Annotated in this window: 22 protein-coding genes; 11 read left to right on the top strand and 11 right to left on the bottom strand. The window is 71.6% G+C overall.

Translation table 11 applies throughout. From position 1 onward, the window contains the following. Positions 1-18: 18 nt before the first annotated feature. Positions 19-1026: a NosD domain-containing protein gene (locus tag Mam01_RS15715; protein WP_204286062.1), complete on the bottom strand. Its 1008-nt coding sequence runs from the start codon at positions 1024-1026 to the stop codon at positions 19-21. Between the two features lie 169 nt (positions 1027-1195). On the opposite strand from Mam01_RS15715, the gene Mam01_RS15710 reads away from it, so the two are divergent. Beyond that, a complete protein-coding gene (locus tag Mam01_RS15710) occupies positions 1196-1441 on the top strand; it encodes a hypothetical protein (RefSeq protein WP_204286061.1) in 246 nt (81 codons plus the stop codon). 10 nt (positions 1442-1451) lie between these two features. On the opposite strand, the gene Mam01_RS15705 is transcribed toward Mam01_RS15710, so the two are convergent. The 5 genes from Mam01_RS15705 to Mam01_RS37350 all read right to left on the bottom strand — a co-directional run bounded on the left by Mam01_RS15705 (position 1452) and on the right by Mam01_RS37350 (position 6262). Beyond that, positions 1452-2108, bottom strand: a complete 657-nt coding sequence (locus tag Mam01_RS15705; protein ID WP_239101335.1) for a class I SAM-dependent methyltransferase — start codon at positions 2106-2108, stop codon at positions 1452-1454. A gap of 239 nt (positions 2109-2347) precedes the next feature. Continuing rightward, a complete protein-coding gene (locus tag Mam01_RS15700; RefSeq protein ID WP_239101334.1) occupies positions 2348-2956 on the bottom strand; it encodes a collagen-like domain-containing protein in 609 nt (202 codons plus the stop codon). A 401-nt stretch (positions 2957-3357) separates the two neighbouring features. After that, complete coding sequence (locus Mam01_RS15695; protein WP_204286059.1) at positions 3358-4197, bottom strand: collagen-like domain-containing protein; 840 nt, start codon at positions 4195-4197, stop codon at positions 3358-3360. A 345-nt stretch (positions 4198-4542) separates the two neighbouring features. Continuing rightward, the gene (locus Mam01_RS15690) at positions 4543-5292 is read right to left on the bottom strand and encodes a collagen-like domain-containing protein (protein ID WP_204286058.1); all 750 of its coding nucleotides are present in this window, start codon (positions 5290-5292) and stop codon (positions 4543-4545) included. Between the two features lie 274 nt (positions 5293-5566). After that, on the bottom strand, positions 5567-6262 hold the full coding sequence (locus Mam01_RS37350; protein ID WP_204286057.1) for a TetR family transcriptional regulator: 696 nt from the start codon (positions 6260-6262) through the stop codon (positions 5567-5569). A gap of 106 nt (positions 6263-6368) precedes the next feature. On the opposite strand from Mam01_RS37350, the gene Mam01_RS15680 reads away from it, so the two are divergent. Together Mam01_RS15680 and Mam01_RS15675 are read left to right on the top strand one after the other, a co-directional pair. Then, positions 6369-7892, top strand: coding sequence for an MFS transporter (locus Mam01_RS15680; protein WP_204286056.1), 1524 nt, complete (start codon positions 6369-6371; stop codon positions 7890-7892). A 69-nt stretch (positions 7893-7961) separates the two neighbouring features. Further along, positions 7962-8402: a sterol carrier family protein gene (locus Mam01_RS15675; protein WP_239101333.1), complete on the top strand. Its 441-nt coding sequence runs from the start codon at positions 7962-7964 to the stop codon at positions 8400-8402. 182 nt (positions 8403-8584) lie between these two features. Here Mam01_RS15675 and Mam01_RS15670 read toward each other — a convergent pair whose 3' ends face one another. Beyond that, a complete protein-coding gene (locus Mam01_RS15670) occupies positions 8585-9127 on the bottom strand; it encodes a DUF4190 domain-containing protein (protein ID WP_204286055.1) in 543 nt (180 codons plus the stop codon). Positions 9128-9291: 164 nt separating this feature from the next. Here Mam01_RS15670 and purF point away from each other — a divergent pair, with 164 nt between their 5' ends. Further along, positions 9292-10728: an amidophosphoribosyltransferase gene (purF, locus tag Mam01_RS15665; RefSeq protein WP_150936647.1), complete on the top strand. Its 1437-nt coding sequence runs from the start codon at positions 9292-9294 to the stop codon at positions 10726-10728. Beyond that, positions 10725-11753: a phosphoribosylformylglycinamidine cyclo-ligase gene (gene purM / locus Mam01_RS15660; RefSeq protein ID WP_204286054.1), complete on the top strand. Its 1029-nt coding sequence runs from the start codon at positions 10725-10727 to the stop codon at positions 11751-11753. The genes purF and purM overlap by 4 nt, the downstream gene beginning before the upstream one ends. Positions 11754-12130: 377 nt before the next feature. Here the strand turns inward: purM and Mam01_RS15655 are convergent, their stop codons facing one another. Together Mam01_RS15655 and Mam01_RS15650 are read right to left on the bottom strand one after the other, a co-directional pair. After that, a complete protein-coding gene (locus tag Mam01_RS15655; RefSeq protein WP_117410310.1) occupies positions 12131-12361 on the bottom strand; it encodes a DUF3073 domain-containing protein in 231 nt (76 codons plus the stop codon). Between the two features lie 151 nt (positions 12362-12512). Next, positions 12513-13631, bottom strand: a complete 1119-nt coding sequence (locus tag Mam01_RS15650; RefSeq protein ID WP_275409001.1) for a Leu/Phe/Val dehydrogenase — start codon at positions 13629-13631, stop codon at positions 12513-12515. Positions 13632-13765: 134 nt separating this feature from the next. Between Mam01_RS15650 and Mam01_RS15645 the strand changes: the two genes are divergently transcribed. Both Mam01_RS15645 and bldC read left to right on the top strand, forming a co-directional pair. Continuing rightward, the gene (locus tag Mam01_RS15645; protein ID WP_150936642.1) at positions 13766-14632 is read left to right on the top strand and encodes a DUF8083 family protein; all 867 of its coding nucleotides are present in this window, start codon (positions 13766-13768) and stop codon (positions 14630-14632) included. A 359-nt stretch (positions 14633-14991) separates the two neighbouring features. Beyond that, positions 14992-15195 carry a developmental transcriptional regulator BldC gene (gene bldC, locus Mam01_RS15640; protein ID WP_013133571.1) on the top strand — a complete coding sequence of 68 codons (204 nt, stop codon included), beginning with the start codon at positions 14992-14994 and terminating at the stop codon, positions 15193-15195. A 302-nt stretch (positions 15196-15497) separates the two neighbouring features. Here bldC and Mam01_RS15635 read toward each other — a convergent pair whose 3' ends face one another. Next, positions 15498-16178, bottom strand: coding sequence for a TetR/AcrR family transcriptional regulator (locus Mam01_RS15635; RefSeq protein ID WP_239101332.1), 681 nt, complete (start codon positions 16176-16178; stop codon positions 15498-15500). A 232-nt stretch (positions 16179-16410) separates the two neighbouring features. Between Mam01_RS15635 and Mam01_RS15630 the strand changes: the two genes are divergently transcribed. From Mam01_RS15630 to Mam01_RS15615, 4 genes are all read left to right on the top strand, one after another. Beyond that, entirely contained in the window at positions 16411-17514 is a 1104-nt protein-coding gene (locus tag Mam01_RS15630) for a LacI family DNA-binding transcriptional regulator (protein WP_204286052.1), read from the top strand. 115 nt (positions 17515-17629) lie between these two features. Further along, the gene (locus Mam01_RS15625; protein ID WP_150936638.1) at positions 17630-17896 is read left to right on the top strand and encodes a hypothetical protein; all 267 of its coding nucleotides are present in this window, start codon (positions 17630-17632) and stop codon (positions 17894-17896) included. A 66-nt stretch (positions 17897-17962) separates the two neighbouring features. Next, the gene (locus Mam01_RS15620) at positions 17963-18928 is read left to right on the top strand and encodes an N-acetylmuramoyl-L-alanine amidase (protein WP_239101331.1); all 966 of its coding nucleotides are present in this window, start codon (positions 17963-17965) and stop codon (positions 18926-18928) included. A gap of 86 nt (positions 18929-19014) precedes the next feature. Further along, complete coding sequence (locus tag Mam01_RS15615; RefSeq protein WP_204286051.1) at positions 19015-20655, top strand: beta-N-acetylhexosaminidase; 1641 nt, start codon at positions 19015-19017, stop codon at positions 20653-20655. Positions 20656-20771: 116 nt separating this feature from the next. Here the strand turns inward: Mam01_RS15615 and Mam01_RS15610 are convergent, their stop codons facing one another. Continuing rightward, positions 20772-21866 carry a DUF4037 domain-containing protein gene (locus Mam01_RS15610; protein WP_239101330.1) on the bottom strand — a complete coding sequence of 365 codons (1095 nt, stop codon included), beginning with the start codon at positions 21864-21866 and terminating at the stop codon, positions 20772-20774. Positions 21867-21900 lie beyond the last annotated feature (34 nt).

The following is a 21900-nucleotide window of genomic DNA, read 5'->3' as shown; positions in this document are numbered from 1 at the left end:
GTGTGGCGCCCGGAGGCGTCAGGAACACCTGCCGTTCTTGGTGAGACGGCCGCCGACGGCCTTGTTGTCGCAGGTGATCCGGTTGCCGCCCACCGTGTCGTTGATGCCGACTCCGGAGGCACCCCTGAGATTCATGGTGTTCTTCCGGAAGACGTTGCCGGTGCCCCAGCCGTCGACGAGCTCGTGGGTCTGGAAGCCGTCCACCGGCGTGTCGATGCCGGAGTTGCCCTCGATCAGGTAGCCGTTGCCCTTGACGTCGACCCAGGAGTCGGCGGTCGCGGCGACGAGCGCCGACCCCTCGAAGTGGTTGCCGATGATGCGGCCCCCACGGGTGCCCTCCTTGACGTCCACCGCCTCGGCCCTGGACCGGATCACGTTTCCGCGCACCACGTTCCGGTCGCTCCGGTCCATCCGCCCGCCGGAGTATCGGCCCCAGTTCGACTTCGCCGAGCCGAGGTAGACGCCCTCGCCGAACTCCGCGCGACGCAGGCCGGTGTTGTCGATGAGGTTGTACTGGACGGTGTTGCCGCTGCTGAAGGCGCGCAGGTGCACCGCCTCGTCGCCGATGTCGCGGACGACGAGGCCCTGGATGACCGAACCCCGTGTGCCGTCCGCCATGACGCCCTTCTGGCTGTTCCGGACGGTGAAGCCCAGCAGGCGCCAGTAGGAGGCCCGGTCGAGGTGGAAGCCGTACCCCTTGCCGACGCCGCCGCCGTCCAGCACCGCTGGGCCGGTGCCGCACAGGAAGATCGGCTTCTTCGGCGTGCCCGAGGTCCGGGCGACGAACCTGCCTCGGTAGGTGCCGGGCCGCAGCCGGATGACGGCGCCCGGGCGTGCCGACCTGAGCGCCTTGCGCAGCTCACCGCTGCTGCCGACCGTCCGGGTCGGCTTCGGGCAACGGATCATGTCCGCCCCGGCCGGTAGGGCCAACCCGGGTTCGGGAGCGCTCGCGGCCGCCGGCCACGCCACGGCGGGAACGATCAGGGATACGAAGAAGGCGCCGACAAGCGTGGCGTGGATTCTCATGAGACGTCTTTCCGTGCGGATACGCGTCGACCACAAAGGGCGCGATGTGGTGCAAAGTTACACCGTTGCATGAACGGTGCCCCGGGACCAATGTGATCGGACGGTTCATCCGGGGTGAGAGCGCGTAAAGTCGCTCCGGTGATCGTCGCCTCCGGCAGAGGAGAAGACAGTGTGGCTTGACGCGGAACTGACTCCCCGGTCTCTTCACGACGCGGAGGACTTCACCGCCTTCAAGGTGACGGCCCGGCGCCCGGACCATGTCTGGCTCACCCGGGAGGAGATCATCCGCCTGGCCGGTGACCACGGCCGGGACCCGGAGTGGCTGGACAAGCTCGACCGGATGCTGGAGTACGCGGCGTCCAAGGGCTGGGTCGACGACGCCGGGGCCGTACGGGCCCACGTGGAGTGGACCTGACCGCGACGCCCTAGCGTTTGCGGGCGACGAGGTAGGCCTGGGGGGTCCGTTCGGACTCCTCGCGTTCGCAGAGCAGGCGGGCGATCACGGGGACTCCCGCGTCGGCCAGCAGCCGGGTCAGGTGGTCCGGCGAGACGCGATGGAAGTCGAGCGCCACCTGATGCCCGAACGCCTCCGCGAGGTGGAACGGCTCGTCGCCGGCCTGGCCGACCTGGAAGGCGAGCAGGAGATGACCGCCGGGCGCCAGCACCCGGTGGAACTCGGCCAGCACCGCCGGGTGCTCCTCCGGCGGCGTGTGGATGATCGAATACCAGGCGACCACGCCGCTCAGGGACTCGTCGGCGATGTCCAGGGCCGCGAGGCGGCCTTCCTCGAACCGGATGTGCGGGTGATCCCGGCGGGCCACCGCGATCATCCCCGGCGACAGGTCGACGCCGAAGACGTCGAGGCCGAGTGCGTGCAGGTGGGCCGTGATCCGGCCGGTTCCGCAGCCGACCTCGGCCACCGGGCCCGGGAGGCCCGACGTCCGCACGAGCTCGGCGTACGAGGCGAGCATCGCGCGTTCGAAGGGCTTGCCGGCCAGCGAGTGCCGGGTGAAGTCGACGTAGTCCTCCGCCATCGCGTCGTACGCGGCCCGGGCGACTCGGACGTAAGGAGGCTCGATCACGACCAGCCACCCTAGTCCCTGGGACCGGCAACGGCCTTCCGGGGCGACGCGGGCCGCCCGTACCTGTCGCGTGGCCTCCGGGAGCGGCAGCGGGGCGGAAAAGCGCGAAGGCCCCTCCGGTAACCCCTCCGGAAGGGCCTTCGCCGTGCCGTACGCCAACGCCTCGTCGCGTACGGCAAGCATTTGGAGCGCCGTACGGTGGAGCCCCCACGGACTCCACCCTCCGGCGTGTGGTCGGCTCAGGCGCCGACGCAGATGACGTACATGGTGCCCTTGGTGCCGACGGACCCCTTGACCTCCCAGCCGGTCGGCTTGCCTCCGGTGATGATCGGGCCGTTGGTGGTGACCTCACCGACGATGTTGGTGCCGCGGTAGCCGCCGCCGGTCGCGTACGTCCCGCTGTCGCAGCTCAGGCTCTTCGAGCCGCCGCCGAGGCCGAAGCTGAACTCGGCCGACTTGTACGAGACACTGGCGACGCCGTTCTTGCCGTCGTCACCCTTGGGACCCTGCGGTCCCTGCTTGCCGTCGTCACCCTTCGGGCCCTGCGGACCAGGCTTACCGTCGTCGCCCTTCGGGCCCTGCGGGCCGGCCGGGCCGCGCTCGCCCTGCGGACCGGTCTTGCCGTCATCGCCCTTCGGGCCCTGCGGGCCGGCCGGACCGGCCTTGCCCTCATCGCCCTTCGGACCCTGAAGGCCACGCGGGCCCTGCAGACCACGCGGACCCTGGGGACCCTGCGCGCCCGTGCCGCCGATCCCCGCCGGACCCGCCGGACCCTGCGGACCCGACTGGTTCCACGACACCTTGTACTCAGTCGCCTTACACGTGGTCGTCACCCCGACCAAACGCATATACCGCGTCGACTTGTTCACACACGCGTAGTACGCGCCACCACTCGCCGACGAAGCCGTCGCCGCCCCACCCAGAACCAGAACCGACCCCACCAGAGCACCAGCCGTCACAAGGCCGATAGTCCGACCGCCCGGCAACCTGACCGCCATAGGTCTTCCCTTCCGAAGCACGCGAGGTGCGTAGAACGCGAACAGAGATGCATGTGGTTCACGCGCAAGGCGGTACGGAGGTTTGCACCCTAAACATCACGTATGTACATCTCCGCAACGAGTAAGCGCCCACGGTAAAGAGAGGCGACTAGCACCTGATCGTCCCGCCTAGTCCGCGATGCGCCGTCCGGGATGTGCCGGGCCCGGGCCGGCACATCCCGCGCGTCTTCGGTGGACGCCGATCGAAAGGATCAGCCCGCGGCGCAGATCACGTAGATGGTGCCGGAGGCGTTCTTGCCGCTGACCTTCCACCCCGTCGGCTTGCCACCGACCAGCACCGGAGCGCTCGCGCTGATCTGCGGGGAGGTGGAGGTGGCGACGAACCCGCCACCAGTGGCGATCTTGCCGGTGCCACAGCTCAGGGTCTCGGAGCCGCCGTTGCCCGGGAAGTTGAACGAGTCGGTGAGGGTCGACACGGTGAGCGAACCGGCCGGGCCCTGCGCTCCGGTCTCGCCCTTCGGGCCCTGCGGACCGGCCAGGCCGCGCTCACCCTGGGGCCCCTGCAGACCACGCGGACCCTGCTCGCCGGCCTTGCCGTCGGCACCCTTCGGCCCCTGCGGGCCGGCGGGACCGGCCTTGCCGTCCTCGCCCTTGGGACCCTGCGGGCCCGCCGGACCGGCCTTGCCGTCATCGCCCTTGGGACCCTGCGGACCCGCCGGACCGGCCTTGCCGTCATCGCCCTTGGGACCCTGCGGGCCGGGCTTGCCGTCGTCGCCCTTCGGGCCCTGCGGGCCGGGCTTGCCGTCGTCGCCCTTCGGGCCCTGCGGGCCGGCCGGGCCGCGCTCGCCCTGCGGACCGGTCTTGCCGTCATCGCCCTTCGGGCCCTGCGGGCCGGCCGGACCGGCCTTGCCCTCATCGCCCTTCGGACCCTGAAGGCCACGCGGGCCCTGCAGACCACGCGGACCCTGGGGACCCTGCGCGCCCGTGCCGCCGATCCCCGCCGGACCCGCCGGACCCTGCGGACCCGACTGGTTCCACGACACCTTGTACTCAGTCGCCTTACACGTGGTCGTCACCCCGACCAAACGCATATACCGCGTCGACTTGTTCACACACGCGTAGTACGCGCCACCACTCGCCGACGAAGCCGTCGCCGCCCCACCCAGAACCAGAACCGACCCCACCAGAGCACCAGCCGTCACAAGGCCGATAGTCCGACCGCCCGGCAACTTGATAGCCACGGGACTTCCCTTTCTGCGGCACACGAGGTGCTTTGAACAAGAGCTACGAGTGATACACGTGTGAGAGAAAGGGATGGTTGGCGAAACAAACGTCACGTATGCGCATCAGCGCTCCGAGTCAGGCCGTACAGTCAGCTTTGTCTGCCTTGGACCACATCCGCGCACTGGCAGTTCACGCGTCGCGCACCGTGCTCGCTAGCTCTTCAGGCACAGCACGTAGATGGTGCCCTGGACGCTCTTGCCCCAGAGCCTCCAACCGACCGCCTTGCCGTCGTCGTCCAGGGAGGGCGCGTTGGTGGTGATGTTGGGTGTCTGGCCCGAGCCGCCGGTGATGAAGCCACCTCCTGTGGCGATGGTTCCGCTCGGGCACATGATGGAGTCGCCGCCACCACTGGCCGGCAGATAGAGGGCTTCGGCCTTGGTGACGACGGTGGCGGATCCTCCTCCGCCCGCCGGACCTGCCGGACCCTCCGGACCCGCGGGACCACGCGCGCCCGTGTCACCCTTCTCGCCCTTGTCCCCCTTCGGGCCGGTGTCGCCCTTCGGGCCCTGCAGACCACGCGGGCCCTGCTCGCCGTTCCTGCCGTCGTTGCCCTTCGGGCCCTGCGGACCGGCCGGGCCGGGCTTGCCGTCGTCACCCTTCGGCCCCTGCGGGCCGGCGGGACCGGCCTTGCCGTCGTCGCCCTTCGCGCCCTGCGGACCCGCCAGGCCGCGCTCACCCTGCGGGCCGGTCTTGCCGTCGTCACCCTTGGGACCCTGAGCGCCGGTGTCGCCCTTCGGGCCCTGCAGGCCACGCGGGCCCTGCAGACCACGCGGACCCTGGGGACCCTGCGCGCCCGTGCCGCCGATCCCCGCCGGACCCGCCGGACCCTGCGGACCCGACTGGTTCCACGACACCTTGTACTCAGTCGCCTTACACGTGGTCGTCACCCCGACCAAACGCATATACCGCGTCGACTTGTTCACACACGCGTAGTACGCGCCACCACTCGCCGACGAAGCCGTCGCCGCCCCACCCAGAACCAGAACCGACCCCACCAGAGCACCAGCCGTCACAAGGCCGATAGTCCGACCGCCCGGCAACTTGATAGCCACGGGACTTCCCTTTCTGCGGCACGCGGAGCGCGAAGATCACAGTTGTGTGCATGTGTCTCACGTGCCGGAAGGTGCAGTGGTTGACGTCCGAAACATCACGGATGCGCATCTTTGGTCATCGGGCTCATGACCTGGGGTCGTCCGCCGCGCCACCCTGCGACTTCCGAGCGGCCATGGTCTCGACGCCGCTCATCAGGAGGTCCAGGCCGAACGTGTAGTACGCCTCCACGTCGGTCTCGTTCTCCATCAGCTTCGCGAACTCCACCATCCGGGGGAACTCGTCGGCGGGCAGCCGTTCCAGGGCGAGCCGCTTCTGCCGCCGCCACTCGGCCGCCTGGGCGGCCGTGAGCGTACGGGGGCACCCCGGCTCGCCGTCGACGAGGGCGATCGCGCCCTTCAGGAGGTAGTGGGACACGGCCCAGCCCTCCGCGAGCGTGAAGCCCGCCAGGGACAGCAGGTCGAGCACGACCTCGGTCGCGCGGGTGAAGCTGGGCACCTCCTCCTCTTTGACCAGCGCGAACAGCCCCGGCATGAACCGGTGCCGGCGCATCACCCCCACCAGCGCCTCGACCATCGCGCGCAGCCGGAGGTTCCACGGCGCGCCGGGGTCGAACTCGGGCGTCACCTCGGCCAGCAGGTGGTCGGAGAGGCAGGCGAGCAACTGGTCCTTGTTCTTGACGTGCCAATACAGCGCCATCGGTGTCACGCCGAGCTCCTGGGCCAGCCGCCGCACCGTGACGGCGTCGAGGCTCTCGGAGTCGGCCACCTCCACGGCCTTCTCCACCAGCGTCCGGCGGCTCAGCCGCTCCGTGTCAGCCATGGTCCGCTCCCTCACTACCTCCGCGCTTGACAACTATACGCCGTACAAGTTTTCCTATGCATCGTACATGTACGCCGTACATGTACCTCGTACAGGAGGAGGACTCATGTCTGGACGGTGGTGGGCGCTCGTCGCGGTGGCGCTTGCGACATTCATGACCTATTTGGACAACAACGTCGTCAACGTGGCCTTGCCCACGATCCAGCGCGATCTGGCGCTGACGATCTCCGGCCTGGAGTGGATCGTGAGCGCGTACATCCTGGTTTTCGCGGGTCTGCTGCTCGCCGGGGGACGCCTCGCTGACGTCTTCGGCCCCCGGACGGCGTTCTTCACCGGCCTGGCGGTCTTCACGCTCGCCTCGGTGGCGGCGGGCCTGGCCTGGAACCAGGAGACGCTGATCGGCGCGCGGGCCCTGCAGGGGCTCGGTGCGGCGCTGGTGACACCGGCCACGCTGGCTTTGCTGCCGCGGATCTTCCCCGACCCGCGCGAGCGGGCGACGGCCGTCGGCGTCTGGAGCGCGGTCGGCGCCCTGGCCCTCGCGATCGGCCCCCTCACCGGCGGCTTTCTCAGCGAGAACGCCCACTGGGGGTGGATCTTCCTGATCAACGCGCCGATCGGCGTGGTGGCGGCCGTGATCGGCGCCCGGGCGATCCGGGTGGAGCGAGTCACGTCCGAGCAGGCCACCACCGGGCAGGTGACGACCGGGCGGGGCACGACCGGGCGGGGCACGACCGGGCGGGGCACGACCGGGCGGGGCACGACCGGGCGGGGCACGACCGGGCGGCTCTCCCTCGACCTGCCGGGCCTGGCCACCTCCGCCGTCTCGCTGTTCGCCCTCACCTACGCGCTGATCGAGGGCGCGTCGCGCGGATGGACCTCCGGCCCGATCCTCGGCGCGTTCGCCGTCGCCGCGGTGGCCGCCGTCGTCTTCCTCGTGGTCGAGTCCCGTACGGCGCAGCCGATGATCGACCTGACGCTGTTCAGGGAGCGGGTCTTCAGCGGCGGGCTGCTGTCCATGGGGCTGTGGGCGTTCGGGGTCTTCGGCATCTACTTCTTCACTGCGATCTACCTGCAGAGCGCGCTCGGGTTCTCCCCGATCGAGGCCGGTGCGGGCTTCGTGCCGATGGCGCTGCTCATGGCGGTGTCGGCGACCGTCGCGCCCCGGCTCGCCGAGCGCTTCGGCAGCGGGCCGACCGTCGCGGCCGGTCTCGGCCTGATGGCGGTGGCCGTCGGCGGGCTGTCGAGCGCGGGCGAGGGCTCCCACTACGGCGACCTGCTCCCCTGGTTCCTGCTCTACGGCCTGGGCGGCGGCCTGCTCGTCCCGCTGACGAACGTCGTGCTGAACGCCATGCCCCCCGCCCGGGCGGGTGTCGCCTCGGGCGTGCTCAACGTCTCCCGCGAGGTCTTCGGCCTGCTCGGGGTGACGATCCTGGGCGCCGTCCTGAGCGCCAGGCAGAGCGCGCTCACCGGCCCTCCGCTGCACACCTTCCTGGAGGCCTACCGGTTCACGCTGCTCATCGCGGCGGCGATCGTGCTGGTCGGCGTGCCGGTCAGCCTCTACTCCCTGCGCCGCACCCGGACCGCCGCACCCGCCGTCCCCGTGGACGCCGTCGCCGAGCCCGTCGCCTGACCGGCGTACGGGCGCCTCGTGGGCGGGCGGGCGGCGGGGATCGTCGGCGGGGTGGGTCAGAATGGGCCGGTGCCGGCACGCAGACTCGACCCCGACAAGATCAGAGAGGCGCTCGACGCCCAGCTCGCCGATCTCGGACGGCCGCCGTACGACGGCCCGGCGACCATGGCGGCCGGCGCGTGTGTGGGGGCCGTGCTGGACGCCTTCGAGGCCGGGAGGGCGCCGGTAAGGACCGCCGCCCGCGCCGCCGTACGGCACCTGCTGGAGGAACTGGCCGCGCGGGCACCGGGGCGGTCGGTGGAGGTGCGCGTGCCGCCGTACGCGGCCGTGCAGTGCGTGGAGGGGCCCCGGCACACGCGGGGCACCCCGCCCAACGTGATCGAGACCGATCCGCGGACCTGGCTCGAACTGGCCACCGGCCGCCTGTCCTGGGCCGACGCGACGGACGCCGGGAAGATCGCGGCCAGCGGCGCCCGAGCCGACCTGTCCGGGCTCCTGCCGCTGGCCTGACCTGACGCCCCGGCGCCCTGGCGTGGCCTTCGGCCCGGTGCTCTTGGGTGGCCTTCGGCTCCGTGCTCCGGAGTCGCCTTCGGCTCCGTACTCCGGGGTGGCCCTCACGCCGGAAGGCCCGGCTCCTGCCGGCCCGTCACAGGGGCACCCTCAGGGGTGACCGTGGCCGGACCGGGGATCGGTCACCGCGGGCGGCCGAGCCTGTCGTCCACGCAGCGCCGCGCGTCCTGCTGGGTGGGGTAGAGCCGGGAGTCGAAGCACTCGCCGAGGTGCCTGCTCTGGAACCAGTGGTAGAGCACCAGGCCGAGGATCAGGGCGAGGACCAGGGTCAGCGCGTTCAGCACGACCCCGGCGGTGGCTCTGCCCCTGTTGGAGTTCCGGGCGATCGCCACGATGCCGATGACCAGTCCGACGACCGCGAGGACCGTCCCGGCGCCGCAGAACAGCAGCAGGACGAGCGAACAGATCCCGAGCACCAGCGCGGCCGTGCCGAGCCCGCCCCCGGGCCCGCCGCCGGGTCCACCGCCCGGCCCGCCGGGTCCCCAGGGCCCGCCGCCGGGACCGTCCGGCCCCCAGGGCGGCGGCGGCAACGGCCCGCCGTACGGCGGCCTGCCCGGAGGCTCGCCGAAAGGCGGCCCGCCGTAGGGAGGCCCACCCGGAGGTCCCCCGTACGGGGGCTCGCCGTACGGCCCGCGCGGGGGCCCGGGGTCGCCGGGTCTCGCCACGATGCTCCCTCCCGTACGTGATTCTGGCCTCTGCCGCGGCCCTCAGGCTCTCCCGTAATCACCCTGTGAGCAGGGACGACACGGCAAAGAGCAGGTGAGGGTTACGGCGTCCGAAAGGCATGCGCGGGTTTGAGCAGCGCCAACGCCCAAATAGACTCGGCTGTGTGTTGAAGGGCGACGGCCGGCTGGGCCATGACCTCGACCCCCAGGACCGCGCTCCGAAGGACGCCTGTGGCGTCTTCGGCGTATGGGCGCCCGGGGAGGACGTCTCCAAACTCACCTACTATGGCCTCTACGCGCTGCAGCACCGTGGACAGGAGTCCGCGGGCATCGCGGTCAGCGAGGGCAGCCGAATCCTCGTCTACAAGGACATGGGCCTGGTGGCCCAGGTCTTCGACGAGTCGATCCTCGGCACCCTGCGCGGGCACCTGTCGATCGGGCACTGCCGTTACTCCACGACGGGATCGAGCGTCTGGGAGAACGCGCAGCCGACGCTGAGCTCCACCGACGGCGGCGGGCTGGCGCTCGCCCACAACGGCAATCTGATCAACACCGCACAGCTCGCCGAACGGCTCACGTCCGGCGCGATGCGGGCCACCACCGACACCGAGGTGCTCACCGCGCTGCTCGCGCAGGACGCCTCGCGCCCCGTCGACGACGTCGCGGCCGAGCTGCTGCCGGAGGTCAAGGGCGCCTACTCGCTCGTCTGGATGAACGAGACCACGCTCTTCGCCGCCCGCGACCCGCAGGGCATCCGGCCGCTCGTGCTGGGCAGGCTGGAGCGCGGCTGGGTGGTCGCCTCCGAGACCGCGGCGCTCGACATCGTCGGCGCGTCGTTCATCCGCGAGATCGAGCCCGGCGAGCTGCTGACGATCGACGAGCGCGGCGTGCGCTCGCGCCGCTTCGCGGTGGCCGAGCCCAAGGGCTGCCTGTTCGAGTACGTCTACCTCGCCCGGCCCGACACGACGATCGCCGGGCGCGGCGTGCAGTCCACCCGGGTCGAGGTCGGGCGCGTGCTCGCCCGCGAGCACCCGGTGGAGGCCGACCTCGTCATCCCGACGCCCGAGTCCGGCACCCCGGCCGCCATCGGCTACGCCGAGGAGAGCGGCATCCCGTACGGCCAGGGCCTGGTGAAGAACTCCTACGTCGGCCGCACCTTCATCCAGCCGTCGCAGACCATCCGCCAGCTCGGCATCCGGCTCAAGCTCAACCCGCTGCGCGAGGTCATCGAGGGCAAACGCCTGGTGGTCGTGGACGACTCGATCGTCCGGGGCAACACCCAGCGGGCGATCGTGAAGATGCTGCGCGAGGCGGGCGCCACCGAGGTGCACGTCCGGATCTCCTCGCCCCCGGTCGCCTGGCCCTGCTTCTACGGCATCGACTTCGCCACCCGGGCGGAGCTGATCGCCGGGTCGCTGTCGGTGGAGGAGATCCGCTCCTCCCTCGGCGCCGACTCCCTCGGCTACATCTCGCTCGACGGGCTGACCACGGCGACGACGCTGCCCGCCGACCGGCTCTGCCGCGCCTGCTTCACCGGTGAGTACCCCATCCCGATCGAGGACGACCGGGTGGGCAAGTTCGTGCTGGAGGCCCAGCGATGACCAGCTACGCCGCCGCCGGTGTCGACATCGAGGCGGGCGACCGCGCGGTCGAGTTGATGAAGTCGCGGGTCGCGCGGTCACGGCGGCCCGAGGTCGTGGACGACGCCAGCGGCTTCGCCGGGCTCTTCGACGCCTCGGCCTTCCTGCGCTATCGCCGGCCGCTGCTCGCCACGTCGACCGACGGGGTGGGCACCAAGGTCATGCTGGCCCAGCGGCTCGGCAAGCACGACACGATCGGCATCGACCTCGTCGGCATGGTGGTGGACGACCTCGTCGTGTGCGGGGCCGAGCCGCTGTTCATGACCGACTACATCGCCTGCGGGAAGGTGGTGCCGGAGCGCATCGCCGACATCGTGGGCGGCGTCGCCGAGGGCTGCCGCCTCGCGGGCTGCGCGCTGGTCGGCGGCGAGACCGCCGAGCATCCCGGCGCGATGGGACCCGACGAGTACGACCTCGCGGGCGCCGGCACCGGGGTCGTCGAGGCCGACGAGCTGCTCGGGCCCGACCGGGTCGTGCCGGGAGACGTGGTGCTGGGGCTGGCCTCCAGCGGCGTCCACTCGAACGGCTACTCGCTGGTCCGGCACGTGATCGCGAAGGCCGGGCTGGACCTGGAGCGGGAGCTGCCCGAGCTGGACCGCACGCTCGGCGAGGAACTGCTCACGCCGACCCGCGTCTACTCGCTCGACTGCCTGACGCTCATCCGGGAGACCGAGGTGCACGCCCTCTCCCACATCACGGGCGGCGGGCTGGCGGCCAACCTGGCCAGGTCGCTTCCCGAGACGGCCGACGCCGTGCTCGACCGCGGCTCCTGGACGCCTCCCGCGATCTTCGAGGTGCTGGCCGGTCACGGCGGCGTGCCCCAGGAGGAGATGGACAGGACGTTCAACCTCGGCGTGGGCATGTGCGCGATCGTCCCGGCGGCGGAGGCCGACAGGGCGATGGCGCTGCTGATCGGCCGCGGTCTGCCCGCGTGGGTGCTGGGTGAGATCGTCCCCGGAGAGGGACAGGCGCGTTTCCGTCAGTGACCCCGCGTCGTCCGGCGGTCGTCCGGTGTGGGACACCTCTCACCGGATGTCCGCCGCCCATCTCGGGCCTGCGGCGAGGGATCGCCCCGGCTCCCACCGCACGGGTTCTCGTCAGCACGGGCCGCCAACAGGACGGGCTCCCGTCGCAGGGTGCTGCCCGTCAACGGAAGAACGCGGGCGTTCTCGGGCGAGCCGCGAACCGGCCGCCGTGGCCGGAACGCGAGGCGAACGCGCGCACAACCGTACGCACCACCTCGCGTGAACGCGTGTCCCAGGTCACGTCCCAGGTAGCGGACACGCTGATCACCGCATATGAGTCAGCAACCCGGCGGGGGAACGATCCCCGCCGGGTCACTCAACTGGCGATCGGTAGCGGCTCAACGCCGCCCGGGGCTGCCGTCGTCGCCGTCATCGTCGTCGACGGCCGCGTAATCGCTGTAGCGATCAGCCAACTCGTCGTAAGGGTCATGCTCGTCACTGTGGCCGGAATCGTCGGCGTCCACGACTCCGAGCTCCGCGCGCAGGCGCTCAAGATCCGTCCCGCCGCTGTTGTACTTCAGCTGACGGGCGACCTTGACCTGCTTGGCCTTGGCTCGGCCGCGCCCCATTGGCTCGACCCCCTCATGCGGGGTCGTGCCCGACCCCTCGTCACTAACGCACCGCGCACCGACGCCACCTGACTTCAGGCGTCAGTCTCTCGTTCGCCTATTACCGTACCTGGTTTGTGCGCCGCTCGGTACGTCGTAGGAGCGGCGGCGGTCAGCGCCGGAGCCAAATCCCCCTTAGCCGACCTATTTCCGACATTCTGCGCTCCGCCAGCCTGTCCGCGGCGACCGCGGGAGGCACCCCTTCCTCCTCGGCCGACCGGAAGATCTTGAGGGTCGTGTCGAAGATCATGGCGGCTCGCGCGCGGGCGCGTTCCATGTCGAACCCCTCGATTTCGTCGGCCACCTGGATGACCCCACCGGAGTTCACGACGTAGTCGGGGGCGTACAGCACGCCCCGCTCGGCGAGCTGCTTCTCGACGCCCGGATGCGCGAGCTGGTTGTTCGCGCCGCCGCAGACGATCTTCGCCTTGAGCCGGGGGACGGTCTCGTCGTCCAGCGCCCCGCCGAGTGCACAGGGGGCGTACACGTCGATGTCGGACGCCGCCAGCGTGGCGGCGTCGGGCACGACCTCGACGGCCGGATGGCGCTGCCGCACCCATTCGACGGCCCGCTCGTCCACGTCGCAGACGACGACCTCGGCGTCGTCCTCGATCAGGTGGTCGACGAGCCGGCGGCCGACCTTGCCGACCCCCTCGACCCCGACCCGCCGGCCGCTCAGGGACGAGGTGCCGTACGCGTGGTCGGCGGCGGCCCGCATGCCCTGGAAGACCCCGAAGGCGGTGAGGATGGAGGAGTCTCCCGCGCCCCCGTGCGCCGGGGTGCGGCCGGTGACGTAGGAGCACTCGCGCGCCACCACGTCCATGTCCTCGCTGTAGGTGCCCACGTCGCAGGCGGTGTAGTAGCGGCCGCCCAGCGACTGGACGAACCTGCCGTAGGCGCGCAGGAGCGCCTCGCTCTTGTCGGCCGCGGGATCGCCGATGATCACGGCCTTGCCGCCGCCGTGGTCGAGCCCGGCCAGCGCGTTCTTGTACGCCATTGCGCGGGAGAGGTTGAGGACGTCGGCGAGGGCGGCCTGCTCGCTCTCATAGGGGTAGAACCGGGTGCCGCCGAGCCCCGGCCCGAGGGCGGTGCTGTAGATCGCGATGATCGCGTACAGGCCGCTGCGCTCGTCGGAGCAGAAGACGACCTGCTCGTGCCGTACCGGCTGAACGGGGTTGGCGCCGTCACCCGAGCCGGATTCCTTGTGGGACAGCCCGAAAACGTCGGTCACGGTGGTGACTCCTGATCGTGTACGCCGCCTCGTTGCGGCGATTCGCCACCAGCTTATCGGACCCGGCCAAGAAACGATCATGAAAAACCGGGACAGTGCTGCGCGTTCCTCCCCCGCCATGGCACGATTCTGGTGTGCTCCCCTACGCCGCCTATCTCCGTGTGTACGAGCCGCTGACCGCTTTCACCCCTCAGGATCGGGCGCGGTGGGCCCGGTACGCAGGCTCGCGCGACCGGCCGCGCCGGGCCGGCGCGCTCGAGGTCGAGCACGGCGAGGCGGTCCGCCGCCTGCTGAGCGTCCCGCCCCTGCCCGCGCCCGAGCGCGAGAGCCCCAACGCCTACCTGCGGCGGGTGGAGGAGACGCTCTACGTCTGCCCCTGGCAGAGCAGGCTCCGGTCGTGGCTGGCGTTCGCCTCCTTCCGGGGTGGCACGCCGGTCAAGCTGGCCTCCCGGTTCGTCCCCCAGGCCATCGCCGAGCAGACCGCCGACGACTTCGACCGGTTCAAGCGCGGGGACCAGTCCCTGCGCACCTACATCCGGGCGAGCACCTGGCACGTGCCGACCTCGTGGTTCGTGCCGTTCGACTCGGCCGAGCGCTGGCTCGTGCTGGGGTCGGAGCAGCCGGCCGAGCCCGTCTCGCAGACCACCGCCGCGCCGCCCCGGAACATGCTGTACGTCACCTCGATGGCGCAGGCTCGCCGCCGCGTGGCCCGGGCCCTGGTGGTGATCCGCCGGCACGTCGGGCAGGTCTCCGCGCTGACGGAGGTGGAGGACATCGGCCGCTGGCTGGAGGAGTTCCATCCCCACTCACTCGTCGAGCTCGACTACGGCGGTCTCGTCCACCTCATGGACGACCGGACGCTCCAGGGCGACCAGTCCGTCGCGGAGGTCGCCGCGGCCCTGGCGGGCCTGGACACCGGTCAGGAAGAACTTGCTTTCGCGATGTATCAGCGGGTGATTGTCCGCTGGAGGTCGATCCGCGCCCTCGAATCGGCAAACTGAGGGTCATCAACACGCCCCGACCTGCAGATTCTGGTCATGGGATAGTCGATCACACATCTACGAACTGAGTAGTTTGCCGTTTTCACTGCGATACCACGAAACGTGTCGCTAGAATCACCCAGCGTGACATCAACCCGTGGTCGAGACGTTGTGCCCGGAGGGCTCGCCAATCGCGCTACGTGGCTGTATGGTCACATCGGGTGATGCCGTAAATGGTCTTAGAAACCGCACGTTTTTGGATCATTGACGGACATCCGTGACAGTGCCGCGCTGACAGCATTGTGCTGTACGGAGCGGCACGAGCGTCAGACAAGTCGGAGATCGCTGCCGACGGTCCACACGGAGGAGAGGCCGCACAAATGTCAGCTCGTACACCCGAGGCCGAGCCACTGCTCACCCCGGCGGAGGTCGCCACGATGTTCCGCGTCGACCCGAAGACCGTCACGCGGTGGGCGAAGGCGGGCAAGTTGACGTCGATCCGCACCCTCGGCGGTCACCGGCGGTACCGGGAGACCGAGGTCCGCGCACTGCTCGCGGGGATTCCGCAGCAGCGGTCCGAGTAGGACGTGGCCGCCGCGTCACGGGGGAACGACGGCGCGCTCGCGTCGGGGATGTGAGCGCGCCCACCATGCTCCCGTGACCGATCACTGGTCACGGGAAGGATCTGGGGCCGGCGCCGCCCGCCCGGCGCCTCCCCGCGCGCACGGTGTCCCGTGCGCCTTTCTTCCCTGCCGCCGCGGTCACCCGATCCTTACCGGAACGCCCGGAGCGGGCATCCCCACCGTCCCCGTACGGGGAAAACCGGGGAGCGCATCCGACCGTTCGGCGACCAGACGGCCCCGTTCGGCGATTGGCCTGATCCGGTTCAGCGGACCGTCCCGCCCTCCGGCACGAGCGCCGGAGGACTCAGCAACGTCCCCGCTTCGGGGTCGTGCCCACCGGCCACCTCCAGAAGCGCGACCACCTGGCCCACCAGCAGCCGCTCCAGATCTCCCCGCGCCATGTCACGGTGCTCCAGCCAGTCGAGCCCGGCCGTCTCCACCGACGCGATCCACGACCTCAGCGTGACGCGCAGCGCCGGGCCTGGCATCTCGACGCCCAGCTCGTACGTGATCATGCGGAGCATGCGCTGCCGCACGCCGTCCACGATCTCGCCGATCTCGCCCGCGCGGTTGGCCGGGCCACCCCTGAGCAGCGCGGCGAAGCCGGCCGCGTGCTCCTCCACGAAGTCGAAGTAACGCGTCAGGCCCACCGTGAGCCGTTCCAGGGGGCCGCCTTCGCTCTGCGGCTGCAGCCGCGCCTGCAACTCGGCGGCGGCGCTGCGCAGGGCCACCACGTAAAGCTCCTGCTTGCCCCCGAAGTAGTGGTAGACGAGCGCCCGGGAGGCGCCCGCGGCGACCGCCACGTCGTCGATCGAGACGTCCTCGGCGTCATGCCTGCTGAACAGCTCCAGCGCGGCGGCGATGAGCTCTTCCCGCCGCCGGTCGACGCTCAGCCTGCGCCGGGCCGGGCGTGCGCCCTCCTCCGCTTGGCGTGTGGCACCCACATCCCGCACCCTAGCGAATCGTCCTCGTTATGGGGGGATCGGGCAGATCAAGGGTTGACCCCGGAACCGCATCCGCCGCGGGCGCCGTACCCGCGTTCCGGCTACCCTTCCCACACCCGCTGGGAAGGAATGATCCCGCTTTAAGGCGCTCTTAAGGCGGTCAACCCGTACCCTCAGGGCAACTCGATCGTTTGGTGTGTCAGGTGCACGTCCACGCATCGTGGGGAGAACCATGTCAGGACCGTCCATGCAGACCACTGCCCGGAAAGACGCCGGGGTCGGGATACCCGACTGCGGACTGTCCGACGGGTTCAGCCCTCGGCCACGTCCCACGATCCGCAACGTGGCCGAACGCGCCGGCGTCTCCAAGTCGCTGGTGTCACTCGTACTGCGGGGTTCCCCGCACGTCAGCGAGCACCGCAGGGAAGCGGTGCTGCAGGCCGCCCGCGAGCTCGGCTACCGGCCGAACGCGGTGGCGCGCAGCCTGGTCGAGGGGCGCACCCACCTGGTGGGCGCCCTCGTGGCCGACCTGCACAACCCGTTCTACGCCGAGTTCCTCGACGGCCTGCAGGAGAGCCTGCACGGCGACGGGCTGCGGCTGCTGATCGGCAGCGGCCGCTGGGACCCGGCGTTCGAGGACGAGGCCGTGGAGGCCTTCCTGGAGCTGCGCGTGGACGGTCTCGTCCTGCTCGGCGTCGCGCCCTCCAGCGACACGCTGGCCGAGGCCGCGGCGTACACGCCGACCGTGGTGGTGGGCGAGCGCGACGTCGAGCTCGAGGGCGTGGACATCGTCGTCGACGACGACCAGTACGGCGCCCGCCTCGCCGTCGACCACCTCGTGGAGCAGGGCCACCGGCGCATCGCCCACATCGAGGGCGCTCCGTCGTCGGCCGCCCGCTGCCGCTGTGAGGGTTACCTGGTGGCCATGCGCCGCCACGCGCTGGCGCCGTACATCATGGTCGAGCACGGCGACTTCAGCGAGGAGGGCGGCCGGCGCGCGGCGCTGGCGCTGCTGCGGCGCGAACCGCGCCCGACGGCGATCTTCGCGGCGAACGACATCGTGGCCATGGGCGTGCTGAGCGCGGCGAGCGAGCTGGGCCTGCGGGTGCCCGAGGACCTGTCGGTGGTCGGGTACGACAACACGCACCTCGCGTCCGTCACCCACATCTCGCTGACCAGCGTGGACCAGCCCCGGCGGGCCATGGGCCGCTCGGCGGCGGCGCTGCTCAGCGACCGCATCACCGAGCCGGGCCAGACGGCGCGGCTGCGGCAGGTGACCCCCCAGCTCGTCGTACGGCGCAGCACCGGTCCCGCGCCAAGCGAGGACAAAAGCTAGGTCAACCGGCGACGTGTCCCCTCGCGGCCGGTGTTGACTGCGGCCGTGACGCCGGCCCCCCGGCGGGTCGCCGAGTGGCTTCCCGCGGGCCGGTGACCGAGAATCGGGGGGATTCATGCGTGATCCTGAGTTGGTCTCCTGCGCCCAGCGGGCCGCGGTCGAGCTGGAGCGGGCCTGGGCGCACTGGCGGGAGAGCCGGGGGCTGGACGGCGAGGACGTCGCGGAGTCGGTGGCGAGCTACGTCGCCCACTCGATCGACCATCCGTGGGGACGGCCCCGCGTGGTGCTGGGCCTCGACGCCGACGACGCCCGTGAGCTGGCCGCACTCCTGCACCGGCAGGAGATCCCCGAGCCGGCCTGGATAGCCAGGTTCCCGGCATAACGGTCTGATCACGACCGCCTTCCGGTTAGGTTGGTGAGACCACACCTCCGGGAAGGGACTTCCAGCGTGATCAGACGCCCGCTCGCCGCCGCAGCCCTGGCCCTGTGCGGGTTCGGTGCCGCCGCCTGCGGCGGCGGTGAGGCCACCGAGACGGGGGCCGCGGCCCCCGCCGCCTCTCCGCCGGCCGCAGCCGTGGACACCGCCACCGGAACGGCCGACGGCACCGCGACCGGCTCCGGGGACGCCTCCGCGGACAGCACGGGGGACGGCACGGGGGACAGCACGCCGGACGGCGCCGCTGACGGCACAGGGGACGACGCCTCCGCCCCGGTCACCCGTACGGCGGCCGCGTCCGAGTCCGCCGCCAGGCCGCTGAGCGGGAAGGTCGTGGTGATCGACCCGGGCCACAACGGGGGCAACTTCCGGCACACCCGGGAGATCAACCGGCAGGTGAACATCCTCACCCAGAAGAAGGCCTGCGACACCACCGGGACGTCGACCAACGACGGCTACACCGAGGCGGCCTTCACCATGGACGTGTCCACCCGGCTCGCCCGGCTGCTCCGGGACCAGGGGGCCACGGTCAAGCTCACCCGGGCGGACAACGCCGGCTGGGGCCCGTGCATCAACCAGCGGGCCGCGATCGGGAACAGGGCGCACGCGAACGCCGCGATCTCCATCCACGGCGACGGCGCGGCGCCGGGCGCGCACGGGTTCCACGTCATCATGCCGAAGAAGATCGGCGGGCCGGTCGACCCGGTCGTCGGCGACTCCCAGGAGCTCGGCCGGAAGGTTCGCGACGCCTTCCACAACGGCACCGGGCTGCCGTACTCGACCTATATCGGCAGGCAGGCGCTGAACTACCGCAGCGACCTCGGCGGGCTCAACCTGTCGACCGTGCCGAAGATCTTCATCGAGTGCGGGAACATGCGCAACGCCGGCGAGGCCCGCAAGTTCAGGGACCCGAGCTTCCGGCAGACCATCGCCGAGTCGCTGGCCAAGGGCCTCAAGGCCTACCTCACCACCCACTGACGCGCTGGTCCGCGCATCCGGGGCGGCTCCGGGCGGCCTGGGGACGCGTCGCCGCGCCTGTCGGTGGCGTTTGGCATCATCGCGGCATGGACGACCTGCTTCCCCTGCCGAGGCTGATCGAGACGGGCGCCGGATCGACGGAGATCGCCGTCGGGGCCGTCGTGTCGGGGCCGGCCCCTCTTCGCGACGCCGTACGGCTCGCGCTCGGCGTGCTCGACCCTCGGCCCGGCGACGCCGCCGCGGCGGCCCTGCGGGTGGAGGAGGACCCCCGGCTCGGGCCTGAGGCGTACGTGCTCACGATCGCCGGGGACGGCGTGCGCATCGCGGCCGGGGACCGGGCGGGCGCCTTCTACGCGGCGCAGACGCTGCGGCAGGCGCTGCCGGACGAGGCGTTCCGGTCGGCGCTCCCGCCCGGGACGAGCTGGACCATCCCCTGCGGCCGGGTGGAGGACGCGCCCGCCCTCGCCTGGCGCGGCGCGCACCTCGACGTGGCCCGCAGCTTCCTGCCCAAACGGGAGGTGCTGCGGATGATCGACCTGATGGCGTCGCACAAGCTGAACCGCCTCCATCTGCACCTGGCCGACGACCAGGGCTGGCGGGTGGAGAGCAGGGCGTTCCCGCTGCTGCACGAGGTGGGCTCGCACCGTCCCCGCACGGTCGTCAGCCATCGCGGGGAGGACCTCGCCTTCGACGACGTCCCGCACGGCGGTCACTACACGCTCGCCGACCTGTCGGAGATCGCGGCCTACGCCCGCGCGCGGGCGGTCGTCGTCGTGCCGGAGATCGACGTGCCGGGCCACGCCTCGGCCGTGCTGGCCGCCTATCCCGCGCTCGCGTCGCGGCCGGGCGAGCGCCACCGGGTGCTCGACCGGTGGGGCATCTCGCCGGCGATCCTCTCCCCGCTTCCGGCGACCGTCGACTTCCTGCTCACCGTCTTCGGCGAGATCGCCGGCGCCCTGGGCGAGGCGCCGTACTTCCACATCGGCGGGGACGAGTGCGTACTGGACGACTGGGCCGCCTCCGCCGAGATCTCGGCGCACCGCGCGTCGCTGGGGCTGGAGAGCGCGGGCGACCTGCACGCGTGGTTCCTGCGGCGGCTGGCCGACGCGCTGGCCGAGCGCGGCAGCCGTGCGGTGGTGTGGGACGAGGCGTTCGTCAGCGGCGGGCTCAGGCCGGACACGATCGTGATGCCGTGGCGCGGCGAGCACGTCGCCCGGCGGGCCGCCGCGGCGGGGCACGACGTGGTGGCGACGCCGGTCTTCCCCATGTACTTCGACTACGCCGAGGCCGCCTCACCCGAGGAACCGGCCGGCCTGGGCGACGCGATCACCGTGGCCGACGTGGCGGCGTTCGAACCGGCGCCCGTGTCATGGTCCTCGGAGGAACGGGCCCGGGTGATCGGAACGCAGTTCCAGCTGTGGAGCGAGCACATCCCGGACGGCCGCGTGCTCGACTACCGCGCCTGGCCCCGGGGCTGCGCCGCCGCGGAGGTCGCGTGGATCGGCGGCCCGGCCGCGTCCGAGGACTTCGCCCGCCGTCTCGGCAGGCACCTTGGACGGCTGGACGCGATCGGCGTCGAGTATCGCCCGCTCTCGGGGCCCCGGCCCTGGCAGCGCGGCGGCGCCGGTCGGCGGCGGCACCGCCCGGGCGTCGTCACCGTCCAGGAGGTCATGCGCCACCTGCACGAGCTGAGCCTCTCCGCCGACTCCACCCGCCCCAGCATGTGAATCCCCCGGTCCGCGTCCCCAGTCCACGCCCCCTGTTCACGTCCCCCTCCGCTCAGGTCACCCCCCGCTCAGGTCACCCCCGCTCAGGTCACCCCCACGCTCATGGCCCCCCACGCTCAGGTCACCCACAGCGCCCCGGCCACCCTCCGTGCGCGGGTCCGGTGGCAGAGCACGTCCGTGCTGTCGGCGAACTGGTCCACCGCGCCGGTCAGGGGCAGCCGCCGCACCTCCGGGTCGGCGATGCTCTCCAGCAGCGCCTCGGTGAACCGTTCCGCGTGCAGGACCCGGTACGGCCGGCCGTGGTAGGGCCGGGTGCGCGGGTCGACGGGCGGGGTGAGGCCCAGGTCGTTGTGCAGGGCCCCGACGGCCTCGTAGGCGGCGGCGAGGTGGCGCTCGCGCTCCCGCCAGGTCGTGGCCGACACGGCGGCGGTCAGGACGGGCGCCAGATCCGCGGCGCACGGCACCGTGGCGAAGGCGCTGCCCAGCCACTTCCCGTACGGCGGGTAGCGCCGGTGCACGAGCAGGACGAGGCGGATGAGGTCGCGTACGAGGCGGGCGCAGGTGACGGCCGATCCGAGTTCGTCGCCGGCCTCGCCGGCCCGGCCCACGAAGGCCTCCTCCTGGCTGATCCGCCGCCACTGGCAGGCCAGGATGTAACGCCAGACGTCGTCGGGATACCAGGCGAGGCGCTCGCGGACCGGCCCGAGCAGGCCCAGCCCGTCGTGGAAGACCGCACCCGCTGTGATCTCCGCGAAGGCCTGGGTGGAGGTCGCCAGCCAGTCGGCCAGGCCGACGCCCCTGGTCGGGTCGAACCCGAGATGCCCGGCGAGCCAGCCGGCCGGCTCCGCCACGACGACACCGTGCCGCAGCGGCCCGTCGGCGGCGGCGCGCATGTGGCGGGTCCCGTCGGCGCCCGGCGGGGAGAAGCCGGTCGGATAACCGAGGAACTCCCGTGGCAGTTCCCCGGCGAGCGCCGCGTCGATCGCCTCCCGCTGACCGGCGACGTCCGCCGCGTTGAGGAACAGTTGCAGCCGCGGGCCCCAGTCGTGGTCGGTGGACCGCTCGGTGTCGTACCCGAGCACCTCGGAACCCGCGCCGATCAGAGCCGCCGAATGGGTGAGGCCCCCGAAGCGGCGCGCCAGCAGCGGTGCGACGGCCTCGAGGTAGAACCGCCGCGCCAGTTCGAGTCCGCGTACGTGACCGTGTTCCACCCGGGCATCCTCCGGTGACCGCGTCGCGCGCGGC

Source organism: Microbispora amethystogenes, from assembly GCF_016863015.1.
Taxonomy (GTDB): domain Bacteria; phylum Actinomycetota; class Actinomycetes; order Streptosporangiales; family Streptosporangiaceae; genus Microbispora; species Microbispora amethystogenes.
The sequence above is the reverse complement of the archived record's forward strand: the minus strand, read 5'-3'. Positions and strand labels throughout refer to the sequence as shown.